A 26,452-nucleotide genomic window follows, 5' to 3' on the forward strand; every position below is an offset into this window, starting at 1 on the left:
TTACGCGAACAGGGCGCAAGCGCCCAAACACGCAAGGAGACGACCGACATGGAAGACACGCTTGAAAAATCCGACCTCGAGCGGCTGTTCGATGAGGCCGGCATTGATTTCGACTTCTATACAAAGAAGCAGAACCCCCAGAGCATCGCCTTCATGGCCGAGCTTCTGCCGCTGCTGGAGCGGCTTTATCCCGCCCGCTACCACGTCAAGACGCTGCTCGATGTCGGCGCGCGGACCGGGTCGGGCAGTGCCTTTCTGGCGACCGTGCTGGACCCCGCAAGCTATGCGCGGCTGAAATGCACCGTGACCGCGCTCGATATCGATCCGACGATGGCCAAGATCTCGCACGCCCTGCGTCCCGAGATGGAATACCTCGTCGCCGACATCTTCAAGATCGACGACAGGCAATGGGATATCGTCAGCTGTTCGCACTGCATCGAACATGTGCCCGAACCCAAGCCCTTCCTGCTGCAGCTGCGTCGGCTCGCGCGCGAACATGTGGTGATCTCCACCCCGTTCCTCGAGAACCCCGAGACCCGGATCCCGTCGCATCGGCACACCTTCGACGAAGAGTTCCTCGACGCGGTGGGGGCAGAGAACATCACGATCTACAACGGCTTTCACTGGCCGCATTCCGAGATCGTGACGTTTTCGTTGCCGCCGCTCTGACCCCGGACCGGGTCCGAACCGCGAGGAAGCCCCGCGTGCAGGACGACATCTACAGTTTCGGCAATGGCGTCCGGGTCTACCGGCGCCACGTGCTCGACCATCAGGTCGACCGCTACGTCAAGGCGCAGGCGGGCAATCTGCACGAGCCGGTCGAGGAACACTGGTTCCTGACGCTTCTGGGCGAGATCCCGGCCGCCGATCCGCTGGTCTACGATATCGGCTGCGGCATCGGCTATTATACGCTGCTGTTGCTGCACGAACGGCCGGGCGCCGAGGCGGTGGCCTTCGAGCCGCTGCCCGACCATGCCGCCGCGATCCGCGAGAATCTGGCGCTGAACGGCATCGCACCCGACCGGCTGCGGCTGATCGAGGCGGCCGCCCATGTGGCCGAGGGCGACGTCTGCTTCGAGGCGGCCGATTTCTCGTCCCGTGTGGCGGACGAAGGGGGCTTGCGGGTCGCGGCCCGTGACATCGCGGCGCTGCTTGCGGCCGAGGCCCGGCCGGTCGATCTGGCCAAGCTCGACGTGCAGGGCGCCGAACTGGCGCTGTTGCGCCGGATCGTCGAGGCCGGGCAGGCCGAGAGGGTGCGGCGCTGGATTGTCGGCACCCATGGCGACGATCTCTTCGCCGAGTGCTGCGCGCTTCTGGGCCAGCACTGGCGGGTGGTCCACAGCGACCCGGCGCCCGCGCATCAGCCCGACGGGCTGATCGTGGCGGTGCGGGACTAAGGGGGGCCCGCGCTCAGGGGTGCGCGGGCTTCTCGATCAGGACATCCTCGATCAGCACCGCGTCGAGCCCGGTCGTCGCCAGCATCCCCAGCGCGTCCTCGACCGAATGCAGGATCGGCTTGCCCATGATGTTGAAGCTGGTGTTCAGCACCACCGGCACGCCGGTCTCGCGCCCGAAGGCCGCGACCAGATCGGCCATCCACGGCGCGCTGTCGGGGCCGACGGTCTGCACCCGCCCGGTGCCGTCGTCATGCACGACGGCGGGCACCCGGTCGCGGACCTCGCGTCGCCAGGGCAGGGTCATCGACATGTAGGGCGAGGGCTGCGGGCGGTCGAACCAGTCGGCCAGATCGGCCTCGGCCAGAACCGGGGCGAAGGGCCGGTAGGGCTCGCGCCCCTTCACCCGGGCATTGATCGCGTCCTTCATGCCGGCGGGCCTCGGATCGGCCAGGATGGATCGGTTGCCCAGCGCGCGCGGCCCGAATTCGGCCCGTCCGCGCATCACGCCCAGGATGCGGCCCTGCGCCAGCAATGCGGCCGCCGCCTCGGCGGACCGCCCGGCGACATCGGTCACCGCATGGCCCGATGCGGCGGCGCGGCGGGCGGCCTCCAGCGTCTTTGTGCGCGGCGCCGATCCGAGGAAGGGCGTGCCGCCGCCGAAGGGGATGCGCTCGGCCCCGGTATCGGCCATCCAGGCCAGAAGGGCCGCGCCGATGGCATTGCCGTCATCGGCCGGGCAGGGCGGCACGAAGACGCTGTCGAACCCGGTCCGGCCCGCGATGGTGCCGTTATAGGACGAGTTCAGCGCGCAGCCCCCCGACAGGATCAAGGCCGGACCGTCTTCGGCGATGGCCTCAAGCACCTGATCGGCCAGACGCGCATAGGCAGCCTGCCCGGCCGCGGCCAGATCGGCCGCGTCGGTCACCGGCGCGTCCGGGCGGCGGGCCAGCGGCTCGACCGCGGCGCGGATTGCCGCGATGGCGGCGTCGTCGGCAAAGCGCAGCCGTCCGCGATCGGCCGACAGCAGACCGGCCAGGGTCTCGACCAGCGCCGGATCGGCCCGGCCGCAGGCGGCAAGGCCCATCACCTTCCACTCTTCGCCCTCGCGCCAGTCGAAGCCGCACAACCCGGTGAGCCAGCCATAGAAGGTGCCCAGGCTGCCCGGCCCCCAGGACCGCCAGCCGCGTGAAAGCCGCCGGTCGGTCAGCCGGAAATGCGACACCGCACCGACATCGCCCTCGCCGTCGATCACCAGACAGGCGGCGTCCGCGACCGGTGCGAAATGGCAGGCGGCGACGGCATGGCAGAGGTGATGATCGAACCGCATGGGCTCGGGCCGCTCGCGGGCAAGGCCCAGCCGCAGAAGCGAGGCACCCGCGTTTTGCTGCATCTGCGCCTGCAATCCCTGCATCCAGATCGTGTCCGAGGCGGGCAGCAGCGCGTCATGCACCTTGAGCCCCAGATCGGCCTTGACCGAGGCCCAGCTGGTGACGGGAACGATCCGGTCGCCCGGCGCGGCGCCCACGGCCGCCAGCGCCGCCGCCAGATGCGGCACATGGTCGGGCACCACGCCCCAGGCGCGCTTGTCCTGCAAGAAGCGCTCGGTCGCCTCGGCGAAGACCACGCGCCCGGTCTCGTCGACAAGCGCCAGCGCCGGATCGTGGCCCGAGGTCGAGAGGCCCAGATACCAGGTCGTCATCGCGCCCCGAGGCGCTTGGTGATGTCCGAGGCGAAACTGCCGACCGTTTCGTGCGAGAAGATCGTGGCGGGATCGAGCTCGATCCGGAAATGATCCTCGACCTCGCCCGACAGAAGCACCGCGTCGATGGATTGCAGCCCCAGATCGACCAGCACCGAATCCGGGCGGATCGCGGCCGGGTCCTGCTTGGTGAAGCGGGCGATGCCGGCGGTCAGGAAGTCGACGACTTCCGGGGCGGGGGGCGTCAGGGTTCTGGTCACGGTCGGTCCTTTCCTGTGGAGCCCAGCCGGCAGGGCAGCGTTGCCAGTGCCACGGTCTGGGTCATCTCGAAATAGCGATGGCGCTGGGGCTTGAGCGCAAGCCCCGGAAAGCGCGCGAAAAGCGCGGGCAGGGCGGTGCGCAGCATCCGCTTGGACAGGGCCGCGCCGACGCAGCGGTGCAGCCCGTGGCCGAAGGCCAGATTGCCGGTGCCGACGCCCCGGTCGATCGACAGCAGCTGCAGCCGCAGCGTCTCGTGTGGCCGGATCTCGATTTCGCCGATCCGGGCCGGGCCGCGGGCCATGCGATAGATGTATTTGGGCGAGGCGCAGAGCGAGATCAGGCGTTCCAGCTCGGCATCGATCCAGGCCGGATCGGCGGCGCATTTGCGGTCCTCGGGCGGCAGGGTCAGCAGATGGTGCAGGATGTTGCCCAGCGTATGGGCCATGTTGAAACTTGCGCCATACATCACCAGCACCAGCGCCTTGAGGTCGGTCTCGTCGGTGTCGGGCAGGTGCTCGTCCATCAGCCGGGTCAAGAGCGGCGTGCCGGGCAGGCCGTCGGTCGCGGGCGGCCGGAGGCCTGCCAGGATCTCGCCGATCACGTCCTGCAACCGGTCGAGTTCGCGGATCGGCAGCCAGGGCTCCAGCACGTCCTGCAGGATCGGCGCAAGCACGTCGAACCTTTCGGGATCGGCCGGGGAAATGCCAAGGACCGGCCCGGCGATGCCGCGAAAGATCGGATCGGCATAATCGGCGATCAGGTCGGGTTCGGCGGCGGCGGCCAGCCGGGCCAGCGCGGCCTGGGTCTCGGCCTCGATCAGCGGTTGCCAGCGCGCCAGCCGGTTGCCGCCGAGGCTGTCGGCCACCGCGCGGCGGATCGCGGCATGGCGCTCGCCCGACATGAAGAACATCGCGTTCCGGGCCACCAGCCGGGCCAGGTCGAGGTCGCGGCCGCTGCGGTCGGCCAGAGCGGTCAGATAGGGCTCCATCCGGGGCGGCGACCAGGTGTCGTCGTCGTTGACGATGGCGCGGGCCTCGTCCAGATCGCGGATCTCGACCATCCGCCCGGTCAGCCGCCGCGACCGCGCGTCGCGCGTCACGGGCAGCGCCACGGGATACTGCACCAGCGGCGTGACGTGGAACCGCACGCCGTCGCGATGCAGCGCAAGCTGCGGGAAGCGCCGCGCCAGCGCCGGGATCGCCCGGCCGAGGAAAAGCTGCGAAAGCGGCGCGCCGGGGCATTTATGCGGCCCTGTGCCGAAGGACAGATGGGCCGAGCCGTCGGGGACCCGGCGGCGCAGTTCGGCATTGGCGGCGACCACGTCCATCACCGCGGCCTCGCCCTTGTGGAACGGACAATCGCCGATCCGGACGTCGTCTTCAGCCATCCTGACCAGGGTCAGGGTCGAGGGGTACAGCGACATCATCCGGTCGAGCGCGGCGTCGGTCCAGCCCGGTTCGGCCGCCGCCCGCCAGTGCTCGGCATCGCCCAGCAGAAGGCCGTAAAGCGCCAGCGCCAGCGACTGGGCGACGGTGTGGCTGCCGACCAGCGCGGACAGCGCGATATAGGGCGCGGCGGCGGGATCGGACAGCCGGTCCTTGCGGCGCTCAAGAAAGGCGGGGAAGCCTTCGAGAGAAGGGTCGACCCCCGGCATCGGATCGGTCGAAAGATAGCCCAGCAATTCGCCCAGCGCGGCGTCTATCCGGCCCAGCGTCCTCAGCGACAGCATCGGCTGGGTTGTGTTGTTGGCCACCCGGATCAGCTCCAGCACCCGCTCGTCGGTGCCGCCCGGGCACCCGGCGAAGGCGCGGACGAAGTCGAGAAACGCCCCCTCGCAATAGTCGCGCATGAGGTCGGGCGCCTCGGCCGCCTCCAGCCGGTCGAGCGCGCGGGCGAAGGCGCGGTGGGCCACCGGCGCCCAGGCGGTCAGGGCAGGGGCTGCGAAGAAGGCGGCGGTGGCGCGGCGCGCGGCCAGATGGGCCTCGCCGGTCTGGAAGGCGAAGGCGTGGCGCGCCATCTCGGCCAGGTGCGGAAAGCGCGGCCCGCCGCGCGCCGCGATCTGGTCCAGATGGGTGGCCAGCTGGCCCACGGTGAAGCGCGGGTCGCGCAACAGGGCGGCGACGTCATCGGGGTCGGTCACGAACCGGTCGGGGCTGTCCCAGGCAGAACTGTTCACGACGGGCATTCTGGCATTTCCTTCACGGATGGGACGGTCTCCGGGGGCCAGGCGCCGTCCCGCCACAGCTCGGCTGCGGCGCGGCGGCGGATCTTGCCGCTGCTGGTGCGTGGCAGCCGTCCGCGCGGCAGGAACAGGATCTCGACCAGATCGAGCCCCCATTCCCCGGTCACGGCTCGCCGGATCGTCCGGCGCAGCGTGTCGGGGTCGGGCGGGGTCTCGCCGAGGCGCAGTTCGGCAAGCAGCACCGCCTGCCCGCCCCGGGCCGGGTCGGGCATGAAGACCGCGGCGGCCATCGGGTTCAGCACGTCAGAACTGCCGCAGGCCAGCCACTCGATTTCCGGCGCTGCGAGGGTGCGGCCATTGCAGAAGACCACATCCTTGATCCGCCCGGTCACATAAAGCGCATCGTCCGCGATCACGCCCAGATCGCCGGTGCGAAGCCAGCCCGAGGCGTCGGACGGGTCGTCCAGCGCGGCGCCGAAGGTTTCGGCGGTGTCGCCGGGCAGGCCCAGATAGCCCGCGCCCCGGGACGGGCCGCGCAGCCAGATTTCGCCCTCGGCGCCCTCCGGTCGGCGGGTCCGGGCGATGGGGTCGACGATGGCGAGGCCCGCGCCAAGTTCGGGGGTCAGGCGGCAGGGCGCCACGGCCCGCGCGGCCTCTGCACTGGGCGGCGGGCGGTCGGGGCCCGGCAGCCCGGCGGCGAACAGGGTCATCTCGGCCATGCCATAGCAGGCAAAGACCGCCTCGCGCGCCAGCCCGGCGGCCGCGAAATGGGCGTGAAAGGCCGCGGGCAGCCCGGCGGGCACGGGCTCGGCCCCGATGAAGGCGCGGCGCCAGCACCTCAGGTCCAGCCGGGCGGCGTGGTCGGGCGCGATCCGGCGCAGGCAGTCGGCGAAGGCGAAGGCCGGGCCGCCGCTGAAACCGGCGCGCTCGTCCGCGATGGCCTCGAGCCAAAGGGCGGGGCGGCGGATGAAGTCCAGCGGCGACATCTGTGCCGAGAACCCGCCGCAGAGCAGCGGATAAAGAATGCCGCCCATCAGCCCCATGTCGTGATAGTGCGGAAGCCAGTTCACGAACCGGGCGTGCACGTCCACGCCCCAGCAGCGGGCGACCAGCACGGCATTGGCCAGGATGTTGTCCGGCGTGACCCGCACCCCGCGCGGCAGCCGGGTCGAGCCCGAGGTATACTGGATCACCGCCACCGGCAGATCCGGCGCGGCGGCTGGCCGCACCGGGTCGGGCAGCCGGGCGGGGTCGAGCGGCAGCGTCGCGACCGGGCAGGGCGGCGTCCCGTCCAGCGCCAGCGCGGCCGCGACGGCCTCGGCATGGGCGGGCAGGCACAGCACGGCGGCGGCCCCGCTGTCGGCGGCGATATGGCGGAAGCGGTCGGAATGGCTGCCGGGGCGCGGCACCGGCACGGGCACCAGGGTCACGCCGGCCAGAAGCCCGCCCAGAAGCGTCACGACGAACTCGGCCCCGGCGGGCAGCGCCAGCACCAGACTGTGCGGTCCCGGTCCCAGCCAGCCGCGCAGCGCCCGGGCGACGGCCCCGGCCTCGGCGGCCAGCCGGTCCCCGGTAAAGACGTCGCGCGCGCCCTGCCGGGACCGGATCACGATCCGCTCGCGCTCGGGCCGGTCGGCGAAGGTCTGCGCCAATGCCCGTGCCAGAGCGGTCGGGGGTGGGTCCGGGACGGCGCGGGTCACGCCACGGTCTCCAGCTGTCGGCCGATCCTCGCCCGGTGCCCGGCCGCGCGGGCGCATTCCGACAGGTGCAGCGTCAGGATCGAGGTCAGGTCATAGCCGATCTCGGGGCGCGCGGCGATCAGGTCGCGCACGCCCTCGATCACCCGGCGCGCGCCCTTGTCCTTCATCATCAGCGGCACCAGTTCGTGCAGCGGATGGCGGCGCGCCGAGGCCGTGGCCCAGGCCGACCGGGTCATGTCCTGGCAGGGGCTGCCAAGCGTATGGGCATAGGTCTCGAACCGCGCCATCGCGGCGTCGGGCGCCAGCAGAGCCGCCTTCAGCCAGTCGCGGCCCTCGGTCAGCTGTTCGCGGGTCATCCGGGCGGGGATCAGGTTGGTCATCCGGGTGCCTGCCGCCAGCCGGTGGGTGTCTTCGTCGACGATCCGGCCCGCGCGTTTCATCTCGGCGTAAAGCGGGGTGGCGTAGGGGGCGACCAGCGCGCTGACATTGAAGCCCACGATGGGCAGGCTCTGGGCGAAGGCGAACTGCCGCTCGAAACAGTCGAGCCCGTCATGGTCGAAGCCGACGATCAGCCCGGCCCGGATCGTCAGGCCCGCCCCGACCACCGTCCGGCAGGCGTCGCCGAGGTCGATCCTGAGGTTCTGCCGCTTGTTGGCCTCGGCCAGCGATTCGGGGTTGCCGGTCTCGATTCCGACGAAGACCTGGCGCAGCCCGGCCCGGTTGCACATCGCGAGAAGGTCCGGATCGCGCGCCGCGTCGATCGAGATCTGGGTCGAGAACCGCACCGGGTCGCGCCCTCCGGTGCCGTTCCAGGCGATCAGCGCCTCCAGAAGCGCGCGGGTCCGCTGGCGGTAGACGGTAAAATTGTCGTCGCTCAGCGAGACTTCGCGATAGCCCAGATCGTAAAGCTGCCGCAGCTCGGCCAGCACCCGTTCGGGCGGCTTGTGACGCTGCTTGCGGCCGACATACTGGATCACGTCGCAGAAGGTGCAATCGAACGGGCAGCCGCGCGAGGTCTGCACCACGCCCGAAATCGCCCGGTCATTGGGGTAAAGATCCCAGCGCGGCAGCGGCGTCTCGGCCATGTCGGCCTGGCCGCAGCGATATTCGGGCTGCAATCCGCCCGCCTTCAGATCGGCGGCAAAGCGCGGCGCGGCGGTCTCGAACTCGCCGATCACGATCGCATCGGCCTTGCCGCGGAAAAGCTCGGGCGCCAGCGACACATGCGCCCCGCCCATCACCACCGGTATCCCGCGGCGGCGGAAGGCGGCGGCCAGTTCGAGCCCGCGCGCGACCTGCGAGACATTGATCGACAGCCCCACCAGATCGGCCTCGGCCTCAAGATCGACCTCCTGCACGACCTCGTCGCACAGCCGGATCCGGGCCTCCTGGGGCAGGAGGGCTGCCACCGACACGATCCCGGCGGCGGCCGACAGCGTGTAGGGCGTCTTGACGCCAGCCATGCTGATTTCGGCGGTGGTGTCGGACGCATCGTCCGGAGCGGGGGCGATCAGGTAGATCCGCAAGGCTGGTTCCTTCAGCCCGGCACGTTTTGTGCCCGGTTTTCGAGTGCGATCTTAATGGGGCGCGAAGGCGTTCGCAAACTGCAATTCGCAACGCGCGGTTGCAGGCGCGGCGGCCGATCCGGGCAGATTTCATCGGTCTGTCAGGGGGCGTACACAAAACCGTTTCATTCGGGCGGCAGGAAGGGCGCGTGGTTGCAATGCTGTGCAATCCCGCGTCCGGAGCCCGTGATGAGTGCCATCGACATCCAGAACCTCGGCAAGTCTTTCGGCCGGACCGAGGTCCTGGGCGGGGTATCCCTGGCGGTCGGGGCGGGCGAGTTCGTGGCGATCCTCGGCCCCTCGGGCTGCGGCAAGACGACGTTGCTGCGGCTGCTTGCCGGATTCGAGCGGCCCGATCGCGGCAGCATCCGGATGGGCGGGCGGCTGGTTTCGGGGCCGGGTGTGCATCTGCCGCCCGAAGGCCGGGGCGTCGGCGTGGTGTTCCAGACCTATGCGCTCTGGCCGCATATGAGCGTGGCGGGCAACGTGGCCTATGGGTTGAAGGTCGGCGGCATGGGCCGGGCCCCGCGCGAGGCGCGCACCCAAGCGGTGCTGGAAACGGTCGGACTGGGCGAGATGGCCGCGCGGCGGCCCGCCGATCTGTCGGGCGGACAGCGCCAGCGGGTCGCGCTGGCGCGCTGTCTGGCGATGGAGGCCCGCGTCGTGCTGCTGGACGAGCCGCTGGCCAATCTCGACGTGCATCTGCGCGACACGCTGGAAGCCGAGTTCGCCGATTTCCACCGCCGCTCCGGCGCAACCATGGTCTATGTCACCCACGATCAGGCCGAGGCGCTGGCGCTGGCCGACCGCGTCGCGGTGATGGAGGCGGGCCGGATCGTGCAATTCGCCCCGCCCGAGCGGCTGTTTCGCGAACCCGCCTGCGCCATGGTCGCGGGCTTTATCGGCGACGGCCGGGTGGTCGAGGTGACCGACCTTGCGCCCTCGGGCGATGGCCGGGCCGAGGCGCGGCTGCTGGGCGCACCGGTGCGCCTGCGCTGCGCTCCCGGCGAACGGCCCCGGCCGCGCGCCCGGATCGCGCTTCATCCCGGCGATCTTCACCTGACCGAGGGCGAGGGCGTGGCCGCCACCGTCACCCGCGCCACCTTTCGCGGCCATCACCTGCGCGCCGAACTGGCGGCGGGACCCGATGGCGGCGTCTCGCTGTGCCTCAACGTCGCCGCCCCCGCCCGGATCGAGCGGGGCCAGCGCGTGACCGTCGCGCTGACCGACGGCTGGGTGCTTCCCGATCCCTCTCTCCCCTCCCTCCCCACTCAAGGACTGTAACGATGCGTCTTCTTGCCCTTGCCACCGCCGGTCTGATGGCGACCGCCGCCTCGGCCGAAACCACGATCACGCTTTACACCAGCCAGGCGCCGGAACAGGCGCAGGAAACCGTCGATGCCTTCGAGGCCGCGCATCCCGACATCAAGGTCGAATGGACCCGCAACGGCACCTCGGCGCTGATGAACGTGCTGCGCGCGGAAATCGAGGCCGGTCAGGTCCAGCCCGACGTGCTGCTGGTGGCCGATGTCATCAACCTGGGCGAGTTGAAGGCGGGCGGTCACCTGCTGCCCTACACGGACGCCCCGGTCGCGGCCTACGATCCGGCCATGTACGACCCCGACATGACCTTCTTCGGCACCAAGGCGATCACCACCGGCATCGCCTGGAACACCGAGATCGCCGAGCCGGTCGAGACCTGGGCCGATCTGCTGAAAGAGGAAAACCGCGGCCAGATCGCGGTGCCGAGCCCGCTTTACTCGGGGGCCGCACTTTGCCATCTGCACACGCTGATCGACGCCCCCGGGATTGGCTGGGCCTTCTACGAGGGCCTCAACGATCTGGACATCGTGCCCGAGGGCGGGAACGGCCCGGCGACCAAGGCGGTGGCCTCGGGCATGGCGAAATACGCGATCCTGGTCGATGCGAACGCGCTGCGCGCCAAGGCCGACGGCTCGCCCATCGACTATATCGCGCCGAAGGACGGCGTCTCGGTCATCACCGAACCGGTTGCGATCCTGTCGACCACCGACCAGCCCGAGGCCGCGAAGACCTTCGTCGACTTCCTGCTGTCCCGGAAAGGTCAGGAACTGGTGGCGAAACAGGGCAATCTGCCGATCCTGCCGGGCGTCGCGGGCCCCGAGGGCTTTCCCGATCTCGCCTCGATGACGCTTTTGCCGCTGAATGCCGACGCGGCGGTCCGGACCGACGCGGCGGTCCGCGCGAAATTCGCCGAGATCTTCGGGCTCTGACCGCGTGAGCCTTTCGGTCGAGACCGGGGGGCGCCCGCGACGGGCGCTCCTGCCCCGGGTGCCGGGCGAATGGCTGGTGCTGGCCGGGCTTGTCCTTTTCGTGGGCGCGCTGTCGATCCTGCCGCTGGCGCGGCTGGTGCAGGCGGCGCTGTTCCCCGCAGGCACGTTCGATGCCGCCCGGATCGCCGAGGTGCTGGGCGGGCGCCGGGTCGCCGAGGCCACGATCAACACCATCTGGATTTCCTGTGCCGCGACGGCGCTGGCCACGGTGACGGGGACGCTGGCGGCCCTGCTGGCGGGGCTGACCGATTTGCGCGGGCGCACGCTCTGGGTCTTCGGCTTCGTGCTGCCGCTGATGATCCCGCCGCAGGTCACCGCGCTGGCCTGGGTGCAGGCGTTTTCGCCGGCCAGCCCGCTGTTGGGGCCGCTGGGCCTGTCGTTGCCGCCGGGGATGCGGCATCCGCTTTATTCCGCCTGGGGCATCGTTCTGCTGCTGGGGTTCTACAACGCGCCGCTGGTCTTCCTGTCGGTGCGCGCCGGGTTGCGCCGGTTGCCCGCCGATCTGGTCGAGGCGGCGCGGGCGGCCGGGGCCGGGCCTCTGGCGCTCAGCCGGGATATCGTGCTGCCGCTGGTGCGCGGGGCGGTCTTTGCCGGGGCGGCGCTGGCCTTCGTCTCGTCGATCGGGAATTTCGGGATCCAGGCGATGCTGGGCATTCCCGCCCGGGTGCCGACGCTGATCACCCTGATCTATCGCCGCCTCAACGCCTATGGTCCCTCGGCGCTGAACGACATGGCGCTGATGGCGCTGATGCTGGCCGGGCTGACGGTGGTCGGAATGGGGCTGACCGGCTGGCTGGGCCGCCGGGGCGACCAGCGCGTCGAAGGGGCCGCGCGGCGGCTGCGCCTGCCGCTGGGGCGCTGGCAGATCCCGGCGGGGCTGCTGGCCTGGGGGTATCTCGCGGCCTGCCTGCTGCTGCCGCTGTCGGCCTTGCTGGGCACGGCACTGGTGCGCGGCTACGGCCAGCCGCTGGGTCCCGACACGATCACCTTCGAGAATTTCGCCAATGCGCTGTTTCACCATGAGGGCATCCGCAAGGCGTTCCTGACCAGCCTCTGGTTGACGGCTCTGGCGGTCGCGGTGCTGGTGCCGGTCTCGGTCGCGCTGGGCTATGTGCTGAGCTGGCGCAGCGGGCCGGTGGCGCGGCTTTTGCAGCTGGCCTCGGAACTGGCCTATGCGCTGCCCGGCATCATCATCGGCGTTGCGATGATCCTGTTCTTCCTGCGCCCGATGCCGCTGATCGGCACCAGCCTTTACGGCACCGTCTGGGTGATCCTGGCGGCCTATCTGGCCAACTACCTGGCGCTGGCGCTGCGGCCGGTCCTCGGCGGCTATGCCCAGATCGACCGGGCGCTGGACGAGGCGGGACAGGTCGCGGGGGCGGGGCTGATCGCGCGGCTCAGGGACATCGTGCTGCCGTCGCTGGCGCCCGCCGCAGCTGCCTCGGCGATCCTGGTCTTCATGTCGGCGATCAACGAGATCCAGACCTCGGTCCTGCTGGTGTCGTCGCGAGCGCAGACCATCGGGCCCACCATCATCTTTCTCGACGAGGCCGGGTCGTCTACCCTGGCCGCCGCGGTGGGCTGCCTGATGGTGGCGGTCGTCCTGGGGTTGATGCTGGCAAGCCTGGCCTTCGGCCGCCGCCTGCCCGAGGGGGTGCTGCCATGGCGCGACTGACCGCGATCAGCGGGCTCGGCCGGAAAAGCGCCGCGATCTTCCTGATCGAGATGTCCGGGCGGCGGGTCCTGTTCGACCTGGGCGACGGGCTGGAACCGGGCGATCGTCCCGACCTGACCGGCATCGGCCGGGTCGATGCGGTGGTGCTCAGCCATGCCCATGAGGACCATGCGGGCGCGCTCGACCGGCTGGACGAGGTCGGCGATCCGCCGGTTCTGGCCACCGCGCGCACGCTGGGCTTTCTGCCCGAGCGGCTGCGGCCCGGACGCGCGCGCGTGCTGCCCGAACGGGGCCGCGTCGACCTGATGGGGCTCGACCTGACCCTGGGCCGCGCGGGTCATGCGCCGGGCGGGGTCTGGCTGCATCTGGCCACGCCCGCGGGCGGGCTGCTTTATACCGGCGATATCTGTCCCGAGGCGCCGCGCCTGCCGGTCGATCCGTTGCCCGAGGCCGCGACGCTGGTGCTTGACGCCTCGTATGGCGACCGCGAGGGCCGGCTTGCCGACCAGATCGCCGCCATGGCCCGGGCGGCCGCGGCGGGCGCGGTACTGTGCTGTCCGGCGGCGGGGCGCGGCGCCGACATGGTGGCGGCCCTGGCCGGGGCCGGGCTGTGCGTTGCCACCGATGCCGTGATCGGGCGCGAAGTGGCCGCGGCCACCGGCACCCTGCCCGAGATCGTCGATGCCGAAACCGCCCGTCCCGACCGGGCCATCGTCTGCGTCAGTTCGAACGCCGAACGCGGACTGGCGGCCGAGCTTCTGGGGCGCGAGGGGTTCCGTTTCGTCTTTTCCAGCCATGTGCCCGACGGCACGCCCGCGCGGCGCATGCTGGACGCGGGGCAGGCGCTCTGGCTGCCCTGGAACGTGCATCCGACCCTGCCCGACCTTCTGGCGCTGGTGCGAACGACCGGCGCGCGCCGGGTACTGCCCGCCTTTCTTGACATCGCAACCGCCCCGCGTCTGGCCGAGGGGCTGGGCGCGCGGCTCTGGACCCATCCCGAAACGGAGATCTGAGACATGGACGCCCCCGGCCGTCACGCTATCCCGAAGGATGTGCCCGCCGCAGAGGCCCGCGAGGACGTCCGGCCGGTGCTGATTGACGTGCTCGGCCCGGTCGCGGCCGCCTCGGCGCAGCCCGGCAAGCGGGTTTTTCTGGGCAATCTTGCGGGGGCCGAGGATGCGGCCGCGCTCACGTCGGCGGGCATCACCGAGACGCTCAATCTGGGGCTCAACCTCTGTCCCGGGCCGCTGGCACTGGGCGACGGCACGCAGGTGCGGCGCTATCAGATCGGGCTGATCGACGGCCCCGGCAACGACCCGCATCTGCTGGCCGCCGCGGTCGTGACGGTCAGGGGCCTGATGGGGACCTATGGTCCGGGCAAGCCGCATTATCCGCCCCACCGTCCGGGTCACCTTCTGGTGCATTGCCGGGGCGGGCGGTCGCGGTCGGTCACGGTGCTGGCGGTCTGGCTGACGCTTTGCCATCCGCAGGCGTTCCCGGATCTTGATGCGGCGCTGGCGCATCTGCGGCGGCTGCGGGGGCTTGGACCGGAGCATCCCTTGCCGCCGATGCTGGATCTGGCGCGCGAGGTGATCGCGCGCGGGCTGGCAGGGCGCGCGGGTGGAGCCTAGATTCGTCACCGCCGCCGATGTGGCGCGGCGCGCGGGCGTCTCGCGCTCGGCGGTGTCGCGCGCCTTCACGCCGGGGGCAAGCGTCGCGCCGGAAACCCGCGCGCGGGTTCTGGAGGCGGCCGAGGCGCTGGGCTACCGCGTCAACCGGCTGGCGCGGACGCTGCATCGCGACCGGTCCGATCTGGTCGGCATCATCGGCGCCAATCTGGGCAATCCGTATATCTCGGCGCAGTTCGACGCGCTTAGCGCCGCGCTGCAGGCCGAGGGGCTGCAGACGCTTCTGGTCAATCTTCGCCCCGATCCGCGCCCCGGCGCCGAGCCGCCCGACCTTGGCCGCGCGGTCGAGCGGTTGCTGGAATACCGGGTGCGCACGGTGGTGCTGCTGTCGGGCGCGGCGCCCGACGAGCTGGTGCGGCTCTGTGCGGCGAACGGGGTGCGGATGGTGCTGATCAACCGCCCCGCACCGGCCGCCGGGGCGTTGGCCGATGTGATCGACTCGGATGCGGCGGGCGGCGGGCGGCTGGCCGCGCGGCGGCTGATCGCGGCGGGCTGCCGGCGGCTGGCGGTGGTGCTGTCGGAGTCGCGCACCAGCGCCAAGCTGGCGCGGGCCGACGCCTTCTGTGCCGAGGCCGCGCTTGGCGGGCTGACGGTCCGGCGCTGGACGCAGGGCCCCAACAGCTATGAAACCGGGGTTGCGGCGGCGCGGAGCCTGCTGGAGGGCGGCGCGGCCCGGATCGACGGGATCTTCGGCGTCACCGATGAAATCGCGCTGGGCGCGATGAACACGGCGCGGCACGAGCTGGGGCTGGCGGTGCCGCACCGCCTGTCGGTGATCGGTTTCGACGATGCGCCGATCTCGGCCTGGTCCTCGCATCGGCTGACCACGGTGCGCCAGTCGCTTCCGGCGCTGACCGGGGCGACGCTCGAGGCGATTCTCTGCCCGGCGGATGCGGCTGTCTCGCATCGGGCAGTCGCGGTCGATCTGGTCGAGCGCGGGTCCGTGGCCCCGGCCCGGGGCTCTGCGCCCGGCTGAGCCACGCGACCGGCATCAATTGGCCTGTCTCTGCAAAACGCCGCCTTTTCAGGCTTTCCAATCTTCCGATTTTTGCGGCATTCCGCCACGGGGTTTCCCGGATTCGCCCTGTTTTCTTGAGAAATTCCCTCAAGAATCGGTGTCTCTTGATTCAGATCAACGAAACGAAACTGGAAGCGCGGAATTCCCGACGATAATACTCGGCTATGCCGCTTGCCTCAGGAAAGGTCTCAGGACATGTCGCCAGCCATACACGATCAGGACGCTTTTGACGACCGGGACTCCGACGACCTGCAATCTTCCGAGGCACCCGGTCTGGCGGACGAGGGGCTGATGAGCGGACACGGGTATGGGGCCGGGCATCGGCATCGCGGCGGGCACCGGCATGGGCATGACGGTCTCGGCGCGGGCGAATGCTGCCATGCGACCGGGCAGCCCTGCACCTCGCCCGAGGCCCGCGCCGCCGATTGCGTGCTGGGACCGAATGCCTGTCCGCTGGCGCTGGCCGATGAGGGCGTCTGGCTGCGCGTCGTGGCGCTGCGGCCCGGGCGCGGCGTGCATCACCGGCTGATCGACCTCGGCCTGACGGTGGGCGCGCGGGTGCGCATCCTGCAGCGGGGCGGCGGCTGCCCGATGCTGATCGGGGTGGGCGAGACCCGTCTGGCGCTGGGTCAGGGCCTTGCCGGCAAGATCCTGGTCGAACCGGCCAATGACGACATCTGAAACGAAAGATACGGGCGAATGGAAAACACACTGCCGAAGATGGGTACGACGGTTCGCGTCAAAAGCTTCGCGCGGGGCGACCGGGCGGGGCGCGAGCGGCTGCTGACCATGGGCCTCACCCCCGGCACCGAACTGACCGTGACCCGGGTGGCCCCGATGGGCGACCCGATCGAGATCCGCGTCCGCGGCTTCGCGCTGTCGCTGCGCAAGGACGAATTCGCGCTGCTCACGCTGGAGGCTGTCGACTGATGAAATCCTTTACCATCGCCACCGCGGGCAACCCGAACTGCGGCAAGACCACTTTGTTCAACGCCCTGACCGGGTCGCGCCAGCGCGTCGGCAACTGGGCGGGCGTCACCGTCGACCGCAAGGAAGGCACCTTCTCGCACAAGGGCGCCGATGTCACCGTGGTCGATCTGCCGGGCACCTATTCGCTGGGCAGCATCTCGGATACCGGGCTCGATGAGTCCATCGCCCGCGACTACATCCTGTCGGGCGAGCCCGATCTGGTCATCAACATCGTCGATGCCTCGAACCTGGAACGGAACCTTTATCTGACCGCCCAGTTGGTCGAGATGCGGGTGCCGATGATCATCGCGCTGAACATGATGGACATGGCCGAGGAAAACGGCCTCAGGATCGACCCCGAGGCACTGGCCAAGCGGCTGGGCTGTCCGGTGGTGCCGCTGGTGGCCTCCCGCAGGAAGGGCGTCGAGGCGCTGAAGGATGCCATCGTCGCGGCTGCCGCGGCGCCCGAGCCGCCGAAGGCCACCGTCACCCATCCGCCCGCGGTCGAGGAGGCGCTGGCCGAGATCATTCCTGCGACCGCGCCGACCGCCTCTGACAAGGGCGTCGATGCGCGCTGGCTGGCGGTCAAGCTGCTGGACGGCGATGCCGCCGCGCTGGCCATGGTCCCGCAAGCGCTCGCGGCCCAGGCCGAGGCGGCCCGGCTGAAGGTCGAGGACCTGCTGGACGAGGATATCGACATCCTGCTGGCCGATTCCCGCTATGGCTTTGCCAACGGGCTGGCGCGCAGCGGGGTCCGGCGCACCAGCCGCATCTCGCGCAGCCTGTCGGACCGGATCGACAGCGTGGTGCTGAACCGGGTGCTGGGCATCCCGATCTTCCTGCTGATCATGTATGTGATGTTCCTTTTCGCGATCAATTTCGCGAGCGCGTTCATCGACTTCTTCGACATTCTGGCGGGGACGCTTCTGGTCGACTGGCCGACCGAGGCGCTGGGGAATATCGGTGCGCCCGACTGGCTGATCGCGGTCCTGCCGGGCGGGGTCGGCGCCGGGATCCAGACCGTCGCGACCTTCATTCCGGTGATCGGGTTCCTGTTCCTGTTCCTGACCTTCCTCGAGGATTCGGGCTACATGGCGCGGGCCGCCTTCGTGATGGACCGCTCGATGCGCGCCATCGGGCTGCCGGGCAAGTCCTTCATCCCGATGATCCTGGGCTTCGGCTGCACGGTGCCTGCGGTGATGGCGACGCGCACGCTCGACAACCGGCGCGACCGGCTGATGACGGTGATGATGGCGCCCTTCATGTCCTGCGGCGCGCGGCTGCCGGTCTATGCGCTGTTCGCGGCGGCCTTCTTCCCGGTGGGCGGACAGAACATCGTGTTCCTGCTTTACGTGATCGGCATTCTCGCGGCGATCCTGACCGGGCTGGTGCTGAAGAACACACTTCTGCGCGGCACGACCTCGCCGCTGATCATGGAACTGCCGCCCTATCACATCCCGACCCTGAAATCGGTGCTGCGCACCTCCTGGGACCGGCTCAAGGCGTTCCTGTTCAAGGCCGGCAAGATGATCGTCGCGGTCGTGGTGGTGCTGGGCTTCCTCAATTCGCTGGGGACGGATGGCAGCTTCGGCAACGAGGACAGCGATCAGTCCGTGCTGTCCTCGATCGGCAAGGCGATCACCCCGGTGGTCGAGCCCATGGGCATTCATGAGGAGAACTGGCCCGCCACGGTCGGTCTGTTCACCGGGATCTTCGCCAAGGAGGCCGTCGTCGGCACGCTGAACGCCCTGTACGGCCAGATGGCGGCCGAAGACGAGGGCGGCGAGGAAGACCCCTTCAGCGTCATGGCCGGGATCGGCGAGGCGCTGGCCTCGATCCCTGCCAATATCGCCGATGCGGCAGGCAGCCTTGCCGACCCGCTGGGCCTGAATATCGGCGATGTCGACGATCAGGCGCTCGCGGCCGAGGAACAGGGCGTGTCCTCGGGCATCTTCGGCGCGATGGCCGCACGCTTCGACGGCACCGCCGCGGCCATGGCCTACCTGCTGGTGATCCTGCTTTATGCGCCCTGCGTGGCCGCAACCAGCGCGATCTGGCGCGAGACCGGCACCAAATGGACCCTGTTCGCGGTCAGCTGGACCACCGGTCTGGCCTATGGCACGGGCGTCATCACCTACCAGTCGAGCCGGCTGGCCACCCATCCGGCCGAGGCCTCGGCCTGGATCGTCGGCATCCTCGCGATCTTCGTGGCGGTGCTGGTGACGATGCGGATCGCCTCGACCCCCCGGGGTCCGGGCGGCGCCGCGGCGCGGACGGCGTGAGGGCGGAGCGATGGTTCTTTCCGATATCCGCGCCTATTGCGCCGAGGCCGGTCAGGTTTCGCTCCAGCAGCTCGCCAACCGCTTCGATACCGATCCCGAGGCGATCCGGGGCATGGTCGACGTGCTGGTGCAGAAGGGCATGCTGCGCTGCCTGACCGAAACGCCGGAAGGCGGCTGCGGCAAGGGCTGCTGCGGCTGTGCGAAAAGCTGCGCGCCGCTCGCCGGGATGAACGACGCCGTCTATCAGTGGGTCGGCCGCCAGCGCCGCCCGCTGCACTGACCCCGGCTCTTTTCCAGACCAGTCCAGCCAAGTGACGTGCGGTCCCTCTCGCGGGGGCCGCACGTTTAGTTGACGGTTTTTATAGGGAATTGTAACGACCTCGTGCGGGCCGCCGTTCTGGAAGCCGCGCCCGCAGCAGCCAGCGTTCCGCCAGCCTCGACGACAGCAAGAGGGGCCCGTGTCAGACGGGCTTTGGGGAACGTAACGATGACCAAAGAGACAAACCGGCCCGCGCTGCGGGTCGGCGCCGCGATTCTGACGCTTGCCACCGTGCCACCGGACAGCGTGCGGGCCCAGGAGGCCTTTGCCCTCGACCCGGTGACGCTGGCCGAGACCGACGAGACCGGCACCGAGATCGCCACGGGCGATGCCGATGACAGCGGCACCACTGCCCTGGGCGCGGACGCGGTCGCGATCCGCAGCGACGGCTCGGGCGATGCCAACACCGCGCTGACCAGCCTGCCCAACGTGCAGTATCGCGACACGCCGTTCGATTCGGGCGTCAATGTCGACGACATCCTCGACCTGAAGCCGCTGGAATTCTCGATCTCGGGCGGCCGGGTCAGCGGCAACGCGATCCGGCTGAACGGCACCGGGATCGGGTCGGCGACCGGCAACACCCATCCGCATACCAGCGAGGATCTCAGCCGCCAGACCGGCAATCCGGGGACCTACAGCTTTTACGGGCTGCATTCCCAGACCCAGTTCGTGCCCTCGGCGATGGTCGACAGCATAGAGGTCCGCGATTCGAACATCTCGGCCGAATATGGCGGCTTCGAGGGCGGCGTGGTCGACTACAAGCTCACCCAGCCGGACGCCACGCGGGCCTCGGGCAAGGTCTCCTTGAGCTTCCAGAACGATGCGCTGGTGCATTACCGGCTGGGCACCGAAGACGGCGACAACCCCGACCGCGTGCCGAAGCCCGACTTTTCCAAGCGCGAGGTCTCGGCCGAGTTCAACCAGCCGCTTGGCGAGAACACGGCCGTGATCTTCGGCTTCGGGCGCCGCATGGCCGAGGCCACCAAGGCGAAGGATGCGCAATACCGCCCGCTGACCGCCGATGACGACAGCCGCAGCGATTTCTGGCGGCTGAGTTTTGCGCATGAGTTCGAGAATGGCGACGAACTCGAGCTGAACGGCTACCTGACCGATTACAGCCAGGGCTGGGATTCGCCCTGGACCCAGGATTATCACCTCGACGTCGAAACCCGGGACCTGTCGCTCGATGCCAGCTATACGCATCACCTGGGCAGTTTCGATCTGGGCCCGGCCAGCCTGTCGAACGTCAAGCTGACGCTGGGCGCCGTGCATCAGGACAACGAGGCCAGCAACAGCACCGATCAGAACACGTTCCTGTCCTGGTACGGGTCCTATTTCAGCACGCTGCGCGGCGTATCCTACCACACCGATGCGTTCGACGCCTGGTGCGACACGCCCGACACGCCCAGCGCCGCCGAAGACTACCATGCGTGCCGCCGCGGCGGCTATGGCAGCAAGAGCTATGCAGATACCCGCAACCGGATCGAGGCCGAGCTGGAGGCCGATCTGGGACGCGGCCGCTTCAAGTTCGGCGCCTATGTCGAAAGGGTCGAGGCCCGGCAAAGCGGCGACGGCTTCAGCTCTTACACTTGGAGCGTCTATCGCGACCCGACCGCCCCGTTCGGCAGCTTCACCTGCCCCGCGGGCGATCCGGCCTGTATCGACGACCAGTATCTGCGCACGCGCATCACCCAGGAGGCCTATGACGTCTCGACCGACGCCACCCTGGCCGAGGCCTATCTGGAATACGACCGAAGCTTTGGCGATTTCGGCCTGCGGGGCGGCCTGCGGTTTTCCTATAACGACGTGCTGAAGAACACCGACATCGCCCCGAGGCTGTCGGCCAGCTGGACGCCCAGCCCGGATTTCGCGGTCGTGGCCGGGGCGAACCGCTACTATAGCGGCGACTATATTTCCTACGCGATCCACGACGCCTTGCCGCGCGGCGCGAACGAACGGCGCAGTCACGATGCCACCACCGGCGAGGTCGGCGCCTGGACCCCGTTTCTCGACCTCGGATCCTATTCCTACACCCAGGGCGACCTGAAGACGCCCTATATCGACGAAACCTCGCTGGCGGTGATGTACCGCGACGCCTGGACCCGGGGCACCTGGCGGCTGAAGCTGATCGACCGGCAGGGGCGCGACCAGTTTGCCCGGTCCGAAGACAGCACCGGCAGCAACAACCTGCTCAGCAATGACGGCACCAGCGAATACCGGTCGGTCTCGCTGGAATACGAAAAGCGCTGGCGCGGCAGCGGGGCGCTGGACGATGTGGGGCTTTACCTCTCGGGCGGCTGGGCCGACAGCGACATGTCGAACGACACCTATTTCGGCGACGAGGGGGATGTCGGCGACGACGATTTCATCTGGTATGACGGCCAGTCCTATACCCGGAACGAATTCGACCAGAGGACCGGGCGGCGCGACATTCCGGTCCGCGCCATGGTCGAGCTTGGATCGACCTGGAAGAACGGCCGTTTCGGGCTGGGGGTCGGGGCCGACGTGTCCTTCGCCTATACCGGTGTGCGCGACACCGACTCCAACGAGACGCATACCCACCCGACCTATGGCTCGCAATCCCACGACGTTTACGAGGATTACGAGTTCGACACCGCGGTTTCGGCCTTCCTGACCGCGCGGGTCCGGCTGGCCCAGCTTCGGGGCGGCGATCTCGATCTGAACGTCAAGGTCGCGAACCTGTTCGACGATACCGGCGGCGGCACCGCCACCGACAGCAATCCCTGGATCCCCGGACGGAGCTTCTATGTCGGCACGACCTATAGCTGGTAAGGCCTTGCGGCTGGGGCTTTTGTTCGCGGCGGCGGGGCTTGCGTTGGTTGCGATGACTGCGCCGCTCCGGCTGGCACCCGAAGACCTGCGCGCGGTCTATGCCGGTCCGCCCGAAACCTGGCCCGCGCCCGAGATCGACCCGGGCGTGGCCTATGTCGAGCTTGCGCCCCGGTCCCTGCCGCCCCGGCCCGCGCCGGGCAGCGCGGCCGAGGCACGCCGGGCGCTGGGCGAGAGGCTCTTCGCCGATCCGGTGCTGTCGGCCTCGGGCCAGATCGCCTGCGACAGTTGTCACAACCGGCGTCTGGGCTGGGGCGACGGGCTGCCGCGCTCGCTGGGGCATGGGCGGCAGGAAGGCCCCCGCAACGCGCCCGCGCTGTTCGCCGCCGGGGCCGGGCTGCCGCTGTTCTGGGACGGGCGGGCCGCGACGCTGGAGGCGCAGGCGCTGGGACCCATGGCCAACCCGGTCGAGATGGCCAATGCCGATCTGGGCGCCATCGCTCCAAGGATCGCGGCCGATCCGGCCTATCCGCCGCTTTTCGAGGCGGCCTTCGGGCCGGGGCCGGTCACGCTCGACCGGATCGCGGCGGCGCTGGCGGCGTTCCAGACCCATCTTGACCGGCCGACCCGGTTTGATCGGTTTCTCGCGGGGGACAGTCGCGCGCTCGGCGATCTCGAACTGCGCGGCCTGCATCTGTTCCGCACCCGGGCGCGCTGTGCCAACTGCCATTTCGGGCCGCTGCTCAGCGACGGCGCCTTCCACGATCTGGGGCTGTCCTTCTTGGGCCGTGGGCGCGAGGATCTTGGGCGCTACGCCGTGACCGGGCTGCCGGAGGATGCCGGGCGGTTCCGCACCCCGAGCCTGCGCCATGTCGCGCGAAGCGCGCCCTACATGCATAACGGGATCTTCCCGCATCTGCCGGGGGTGATCCGGTTCTATGCCGGGGGCGGCGGCGCCTCGGCGCGGCTTCCGGCCGCGCCCGGCCCGGTCGAAACCAGTGCCGCGACGCCGTCGCCGCTGATCAGGCAGCTCGATCTGAGCCCCGACGACATCGAGGCCCTGGCCGCCTTTCTCGAGGCGATCTGAGTCCCGGACCCCGGCCTCAGACCGGCATGAACTTGCCGGTCTCGGGGTCGTAGCACTCGACCACGCCCTCGCCGATGTCGTTCCAGAGCCCGTGCAGGGTCAGCGACTCGGCCTCGACGGCGGCCTGCACGAAGGGGAAGGTCATCAGGTTCTCGATCGAGACCAGCACCGCCTCCTTCTCCATGGCCCGCAAACGTTCGGATTCGTCGGCGATGCCGGCCTGGCGCTCGTAGCTCGGGCGCAGAAGGTCCATCCAGCGGCCGATGAAGCTGGTCTTTTCCTCCAGCTGCGGCGCCAGCCCCGCGCACATGTCATGGCAGCCGCGGACGCCGCCGCAATTGGAATGGCCGACCACCAGCAGGTTGGCGACCTTCAGTACCGTCACCGCATATTCGACCGCGGCCGAGGTGCCGTGATGGTCGCCATCGGGCGCATAGGGCGGCACCAGACCCGCGATATTGCGGTGAATGAAGAATTCGCCCTCGTCCGCGCCGAAGATCGAGGTGACGTGGATGCGCGAGTCGCAGCAGGAAATGATCATCGCGCGGGGGCGCTGGCCCTCGTCGGCGAGACGGCGGTACCAGGCCTTGTTTTCGGCATGGGTGGTGGCTCGCCAGCCGTGATAGCGCTGGACGAGATAGCTGGGCAGCGGGCGTGCGTTCTTCATCTGTGCGGCTTCTCCCCGATTTCCTCTGCGGGTGCATAAGCCGCAATTGCCGGAAATTCGAGATATTTCAGACATCCGCGGCAACGGTTTCTTGACGCTGAAAGGCGAGGTTGCGCGTTAGGTGTGGTGATCGGAGGGTGCTTCAGGTGTCCAACGTCGTAACTATGCGCCAGGACGAGCCATTGCGGCTGGATTCCGAGCGCCTGGCTGACATGTTCGTCGATTTGGGCGAGGTAAGGGCGTCTCATCTGATCGTCCTGTCGATCGATCGGCTGGAATCGCTGATCGACGGGTTGCACCTGGCGGCAAGCCAGATCCGGCCCGGCGATTGCGTCGAACTGACCGGGCAGATTCGCGCGCTGGGCGACGCCATGGGCATGATCAGCCTGTCCTCTGCGGCGCGAAACGTGTCGCGCGCGTCGCAATCCGGCGACCAGGTCGCGGTCGCGGCGACCTTGGCCCGGCTCAAGCGTGTCGCGGTGCGGTCGTTTCGGCTGGCCGAAGAGCTTCAGCACCGGTCCGGCTGAACCGGCTTGCGGGCCGCGCCGAAGAGGCTAGGGTCGGAACTGATCCCGACCCTCCCCGAAGGACTGTGCCATGTTCCCGCGTTTTGCCGATTCCGCCGCGCCGTCGCGCCCGCTTTTTGCTGTCGAGGAGGCGGATCTGGCCGCCTGGCGCGCGGACCGGCCATCGGCCGAGGCCGCCTGGCTCGAGGCCACCGGCTTTGCCGCCGGTCTGGGCGAGTTGCAGCTTCTGCCCGGCCCGGACGGGGCCGTTGCGGGGGCCGTGGCCGGGCTTGGCGGGGCCTCGGCCCGGGCACGCGGGCGGTTCCATCTGGCGTCGGTCGCGGCGCGCCTGCCCGAGGGCGTCTGGCATCTGGACAGCGCGCTGGCGGGTGCGGATCTTCAGGCCGAGGCGCTGGGGCTTTTGCTGTCGGCCTACCGGTTCGACCGCTACCGGTCGCAATCCGCGCAGCGCGCCAGCTTCAAGGCGCCTGCGGGTGTCGATGCCGCGCGGCTTCAGGCGATGGCGGCGGGCGAGGTGCTGACCCGCGATCTGATCAACACCCCGGCTTCGGACATGGGTCCCAAGGCGCTGGAAGAGGCCGCGATCGGGCTTGCCGCGCGCCATGCGGCCGAGGTCAACGTGATTCGCGGCGACGAACTTCTGGCGCAGAACTTCCCGTTGATCCATGCGGTGGGGCGGGCGGCGGCCGAGGCGCCGCGCCTGCTGGAACTGCGCTGGGGCGCGGCCGGGCCGCGTCTGACTCTGGTCGGCAAGGGGGTCTGCTTCGACACTGGCGGTCTGAACATCAAGCCCGGCAGCTCGATGGGGCTGATGAAGAAGGACATGGGGGGGGCGGCCACGGTGCTGGGGCTGGCCTCGATGATCATGGCGCTGGGCCTGCCGGTGCGGTTGCGGGTGCTGATCCCGGCGGTCGAGAACAGCATCGCCGGCAATGCGCTGCGGCCGCAGGACATCCTGACCGCCCGCAACGGGCTGACGGTCGAGATCAACAATACCGATGCCGAGGGGCGGCTGGTGCTGGCCGATGCGCTGGCCTATGCCGCCGAGGAAGAGACGGACTGCCTGATCTCGATGGCGACGCTGACGGGCGCCGCGCGGGTCGCGGTGGGGCCCGACATTGCGCCCTTCTATACCGATGACGAGGCCGTGGCCGCGGCGCTTTCCGGGGCGGGGGGGGCGATGGCCGATCCGGTCTGGCGGATGCCGTTCCACGCGCCCTATGAGGCGATGATCGAGCCCGGTATCGCCGATCTCGACAATGCGCCGAAGGGCGGGTTCGCCGGGTCGATCACCGCGGCGCTGTTCCTGCGCCGTTTCGCGGGGACGGCGCGCTATACCCATTTCGACATCTATGGCTGGCAACCTTCCGACGCCCCGGCCCGGCCCAAGGGCGGGGTCGGGCAGGGGGCGCGGACGATCCTTGCCGCGCTGCCCGAGGTGCTGGGGCTGTGACCGGCACGGCCCCTCTGGACCGGCGCGAGACGCCCGCGAACGACCGGGTGGCGGCAACCCGACTGAAGGGGCTGGTCGCCGCACCCCGCTATGCCGATCCGGTGCAGTTTCGGGTGACCCGGCCGCTGACGGACCTTCTGCGCGCGCCCGGCGGTCCGCGCGAACGCCAGCTGGTGCTGGGCGAGGCGTTCGAGCTGCTCGAGATGCATGAGGGGTTCGGGTTCGGCTGGGCCGCGCGCGACGGGTTCGTGGGCTATGTCGCGGCCCAGGCGCTGGCCGCGGATGTGCCCGCGCCCACCCACCGGGTGGCGGTGCCCGCAAGCCATGCCTATTCCGCGCCCGATCTCAAGCGGCCCGAGGTGATGGGTCTGTCCTTCGGCACCGAACTGCGGGTGGTGTCGGCCGAGGGCCGGTTTTTCGAGACCGCGCAAGGCTGGTTCGTGCCCAAGCCGCATCTGCGGCCGCTGAACGTCCCGTTTCGCGACCCGGTGACCGTCGCGCAGCTGTTTTTCGGGGTGCCTTATCTCTGGGGCGGCAATTCGGGCTGGGGGATCGACTGCTCGGGGCTGGTGCAGATGGCCTGGCTGGCCTCCGGGCGGGCCTGTCCGGGCGACAGCGATCAGCAGGAGCGGGAACTGGGCGAGGCCCTGCCCGAGGGCAGCCCGGTCGAGCGGGGGGATCTTCTGTTCTGGCGCGGGCATGTCGCGCTGGCGGTCGATCCCGAGGTGATGATCCATGCCAATGGGCACACGATGTCGGTGGCCTATGAGCGGATCGCCGATGCGGTCGCCCGGATCGAGGCCCAGGGCGAGGGCCGCCCCACCGCGCATCGGCGGGGCTGAGCCCGCGCCGGGGCGGGCC

23 protein-coding genes are annotated in these 26,452 nt (G+C 69.7%); 17 read left to right on the forward strand and 6 right to left on the reverse strand.

Annotated elements, in window-relative coordinates; genetic code table 11:
* Positions 1-48: 48 nt before the first annotated feature.
* Positions 49-669: a bifunctional 2-polyprenyl-6-hydroxyphenol methylase/3-demethylubiquinol 3-O-methyltransferase UbiG gene (locus DSD19_RS14275; protein ID WP_113670074.1), complete on the forward strand. Its 621-nt coding sequence runs from the start codon at positions 49-51 to the stop codon at positions 667-669.
* A gap of 35 nt (positions 670-704) precedes the next feature.
* Positions 705-1,397: an FkbM family methyltransferase gene (locus DSD19_RS14280; protein ID WP_165828141.1), complete on the forward strand. Its 693-nt coding sequence runs from the start codon at positions 705-707 to the stop codon at positions 1,395-1,397.
* A gap of 13 nt (positions 1,398-1,410) precedes the next feature.
* Here the strand turns inward: DSD19_RS14280 and DSD19_RS14285 are convergent, their stop codons facing one another.
* The 5 genes from DSD19_RS14285 to DSD19_RS14300 are packed head-to-tail and all read right to left on the reverse strand — an operon-like array spanning position 1,411 to position 8,765.
* On the reverse strand, positions 1,411-3,096 hold the full coding sequence (locus DSD19_RS14285) for a carbamoyltransferase C-terminal domain-containing protein (protein WP_113670076.1): 1,686 nt from the start codon (positions 3,094-3,096) through the stop codon (positions 1,411-1,413).
* Entirely contained in the window at positions 3,093-3,356 is a 264-nt protein-coding gene (locus DSD19_RS21850; protein WP_165828142.1) for an acyl carrier protein, read from the reverse strand. The genes DSD19_RS14285 and DSD19_RS21850 overlap by 4 nt, the downstream gene beginning before the upstream one ends.
* Complete coding sequence (locus DSD19_RS21855; RefSeq protein ID WP_165828143.1) at positions 3,353-5,542, reverse strand: hypothetical protein; 2,190 nt, start codon at positions 5,540-5,542, stop codon at positions 3,353-3,355. The genes DSD19_RS21850 and DSD19_RS21855 overlap by 4 nt, the downstream gene beginning before the upstream one ends.
* Positions 5,530-7,239 (reverse strand): AMP-binding protein, encoded by a 1,710-nt coding sequence (locus tag DSD19_RS14295; protein ID WP_165828144.1) that lies wholly within the window; start codon positions 7,237-7,239, stop codon positions 5,530-5,532. Before DSD19_RS14295 ends, DSD19_RS21855 begins: the two co-directional genes overlap by 13 nt.
* The gene (locus DSD19_RS14300) at positions 7,236-8,765 is read right to left on the reverse strand and encodes a B12-binding domain-containing radical SAM protein (RefSeq protein WP_113670078.1); all 1,530 of its coding nucleotides are present in this window, start codon (positions 8,763-8,765) and stop codon (positions 7,236-7,238) included. The genes DSD19_RS14295 and DSD19_RS14300 overlap by 4 nt, the downstream gene beginning before the upstream one ends.
* Before the next feature lie 228 nt (positions 8,766-8,993).
* On the opposite strand from DSD19_RS14300, the gene DSD19_RS14305 reads away from it, so the two are divergent.
* From DSD19_RS14305 to DSD19_RS14360, 12 genes are all read left to right on the forward strand, one after another.
* A complete protein-coding gene (locus DSD19_RS14305; protein WP_075784256.1) occupies positions 8,994-10,088 on the forward strand; it encodes an ABC transporter ATP-binding protein in 1,095 nt (364 codons plus the stop codon).
* 2 nt (positions 10,089-10,090) lie between these two features.
* Positions 10,091-11,056, forward strand: coding sequence for an ABC transporter substrate-binding protein (locus DSD19_RS14310; RefSeq protein WP_075784257.1), 966 nt, complete (start codon positions 10,091-10,093; stop codon positions 11,054-11,056).
* Positions 11,057-11,060: 4 nt separating this feature from the next.
* Positions 11,061-12,791 (forward strand): iron ABC transporter permease, encoded by a 1,731-nt coding sequence (locus tag DSD19_RS14315; protein ID WP_218640334.1) that lies wholly within the window; start codon positions 11,061-11,063, stop codon positions 12,789-12,791.
* Positions 12,779-13,804: an MBL fold metallo-hydrolase gene (locus DSD19_RS14320; protein WP_113670079.1), complete on the forward strand. Its 1,026-nt coding sequence runs from the start codon at positions 12,779-12,781 to the stop codon at positions 13,802-13,804. The genes DSD19_RS14315 and DSD19_RS14320 overlap by 13 nt, the downstream gene beginning before the upstream one ends.
* 3 nt (positions 13,805-13,807) lie before the next feature.
* Positions 13,808-14,422: a protein phosphatase gene (locus DSD19_RS14325; protein WP_113670080.1), complete on the forward strand. Its 615-nt coding sequence runs from the start codon at positions 13,808-13,810 to the stop codon at positions 14,420-14,422.
* Positions 14,412-15,455, forward strand: a complete 1,044-nt coding sequence (locus DSD19_RS14330; RefSeq protein ID WP_113670081.1) for a LacI family DNA-binding transcriptional regulator — start codon at positions 14,412-14,414, stop codon at positions 15,453-15,455. The genes DSD19_RS14325 and DSD19_RS14330 overlap by 11 nt, the downstream gene beginning before the upstream one ends.
* A gap of 237 nt (positions 15,456-15,692) precedes the next feature.
* Positions 15,693-16,178 carry a FeoA family protein gene (locus tag DSD19_RS14335; protein ID WP_207802471.1) on the forward strand — a complete coding sequence of 162 codons (486 nt, stop codon included), beginning with the start codon at positions 15,693-15,695 and terminating at the stop codon, positions 16,176-16,178.
* Positions 16,179-16,196: 18 nt separating this feature from the next.
* Positions 16,197-16,427: a ferrous iron transport protein A gene (locus DSD19_RS14340; RefSeq protein WP_075784261.1), complete on the forward strand. Its 231-nt coding sequence runs from the start codon at positions 16,197-16,199 to the stop codon at positions 16,425-16,427.
* Positions 16,427-18,748, forward strand: coding sequence for a Fe(2+) transporter permease subunit FeoB (gene feoB / locus DSD19_RS14345; protein ID WP_113670082.1), 2,322 nt, complete (start codon positions 16,427-16,429; stop codon positions 18,746-18,748). The genes DSD19_RS14340 and feoB overlap by 1 nt, the downstream gene beginning before the upstream one ends.
* Positions 18,749-18,758: 10 nt before the next feature.
* Positions 18,759-19,028 (forward strand): FeoC-like transcriptional regulator, encoded by a 270-nt coding sequence (locus DSD19_RS14350; RefSeq protein ID WP_075784263.1) that lies wholly within the window; start codon positions 18,759-18,761, stop codon positions 19,026-19,028.
* A 207-nt stretch (positions 19,029-19,235) separates the two neighbouring features.
* Positions 19,236-21,860 carry a TonB-dependent receptor gene (locus DSD19_RS14355; protein WP_113670083.1) on the forward strand — a complete coding sequence of 875 codons (2,625 nt, stop codon included), beginning with the start codon at positions 19,236-19,238 and terminating at the stop codon, positions 21,858-21,860.
* Positions 21,861-21,912: 52 nt separating this feature from the next.
* Positions 21,913-22,944 (forward strand): cytochrome-c peroxidase, encoded by a 1,032-nt coding sequence (locus DSD19_RS14360; RefSeq protein WP_243627998.1) that lies wholly within the window; start codon positions 21,913-21,915, stop codon positions 22,942-22,944.
* 16 nt (positions 22,945-22,960) lie between these two features.
* Here the strand turns inward: DSD19_RS14360 and DSD19_RS14365 are convergent, their stop codons facing one another.
* Positions 22,961-23,611: a carbonic anhydrase gene (locus DSD19_RS14365; protein WP_075784266.1), complete on the reverse strand. Its 651-nt coding sequence runs from the start codon at positions 23,609-23,611 to the stop codon at positions 22,961-22,963.
* A gap of 164 nt (positions 23,612-23,775) precedes the next feature.
* Here DSD19_RS14365 and DSD19_RS14370 point away from each other — a divergent pair, with 164 nt between their 5' ends.
* The 3 genes from DSD19_RS14370 (at position 23,776) to DSD19_RS14380 (ending at position 26,433) form a co-directional block, all read left to right on the forward strand.
* A complete protein-coding gene (locus tag DSD19_RS14370; protein WP_133260444.1) occupies positions 23,776-24,138 on the forward strand; it encodes a hypothetical protein in 363 nt (120 codons plus the stop codon).
* Between the two features lie 70 nt (positions 24,139-24,208).
* A complete protein-coding gene (locus DSD19_RS14375; RefSeq protein ID WP_113670085.1) occupies positions 24,209-25,591 on the forward strand; it encodes a M17 family metallopeptidase in 1,383 nt (460 codons plus the stop codon).
* Positions 25,588-26,433, forward strand: a complete 846-nt coding sequence (locus DSD19_RS14380; protein ID WP_243628000.1) for an NlpC/P60 family protein — start codon at positions 25,588-25,590, stop codon at positions 26,431-26,433. The genes DSD19_RS14375 and DSD19_RS14380 overlap by 4 nt, the downstream gene beginning before the upstream one ends.
* Positions 26,434-26,452 lie beyond the last annotated feature (19 nt).

The organism is Rhodovulum sp. BSW8 (assembly GCF_003314725.1).
Taxonomy (GTDB): Bacteria; Pseudomonadota; Alphaproteobacteria; order Rhodobacterales; family Rhodobacteraceae; genus Rhodovulum; species Rhodovulum visakhapatnamense.

Coding starts and splice junctions, on each gene's coding strand:
- DSD19_RS14275 (WP_113670074.1), top strand. CDS start 49: ATGGAAGACACGCTTGAAAAATCCGACCTCGAGCGGCTGTTCGATGAG.
- DSD19_RS14285 (WP_113670076.1), bottom strand. CDS start 3,096: ATGACGACCTGGTATCTGGGCCTCTCGACCTCGGGCCACGATCCGGCG.
- DSD19_RS21855 (WP_165828143.1), bottom strand. CDS start 5,542: ATGCCCGTCGTGAACAGTTCTGCCTGGGACAGCCCCGACCGGTTCGTG.
- DSD19_RS14305 (WP_075784256.1), top strand. CDS start 8,994: ATGAGTGCCATCGACATCCAGAACCTCGGCAAGTCTTTCGGCCGGACC.
- DSD19_RS14310 (WP_075784257.1), top strand. CDS start 10,091: ATGCGTCTTCTTGCCCTTGCCACCGCCGGTCTGATGGCGACCGCCGCC.
- DSD19_RS14320 (WP_113670079.1), top strand. CDS start 12,779: ATGGCGCGACTGACCGCGATCAGCGGGCTCGGCCGGAAAAGCGCCGCG.
- DSD19_RS14325 (WP_113670080.1), top strand. CDS start 13,808: ATGGACGCCCCCGGCCGTCACGCTATCCCGAAGGATGTGCCCGCCGCA.
- DSD19_RS14335 (WP_207802471.1), top strand. CDS start 15,693: ATGTCGCCAGCCATACACGATCAGGACGCTTTTGACGACCGGGACTCC.
- DSD19_RS14340 (WP_075784261.1), top strand. CDS start 16,197: ATGGAAAACACACTGCCGAAGATGGGTACGACGGTTCGCGTCAAAAGC.
- feoB (WP_113670082.1), top strand. CDS start 16,427: ATGAAATCCTTTACCATCGCCACCGCGGGCAACCCGAACTGCGGCAAG.
- DSD19_RS14350 (WP_075784263.1), top strand. CDS start 18,759: ATGGTTCTTTCCGATATCCGCGCCTATTGCGCCGAGGCCGGTCAGGTT.
- DSD19_RS14355 (WP_113670083.1), top strand. CDS start 19,236: ATGACCAAAGAGACAAACCGGCCCGCGCTGCGGGTCGGCGCCGCGATT.
- DSD19_RS14360 (WP_243627998.1), top strand. CDS start 21,913: ATGACTGCGCCGCTCCGGCTGGCACCCGAAGACCTGCGCGCGGTCTAT.
- DSD19_RS14365 (WP_075784266.1), bottom strand. CDS start 23,611: ATGAAGAACGCACGCCCGCTGCCCAGCTATCTCGTCCAGCGCTATCAC.
- DSD19_RS14370 (WP_133260444.1), top strand. CDS start 23,776: ATGCGCCAGGACGAGCCATTGCGGCTGGATTCCGAGCGCCTGGCTGAC.
- DSD19_RS14375 (WP_113670085.1), top strand. CDS start 24,209: ATGTTCCCGCGTTTTGCCGATTCCGCCGCGCCGTCGCGCCCGCTTTTT.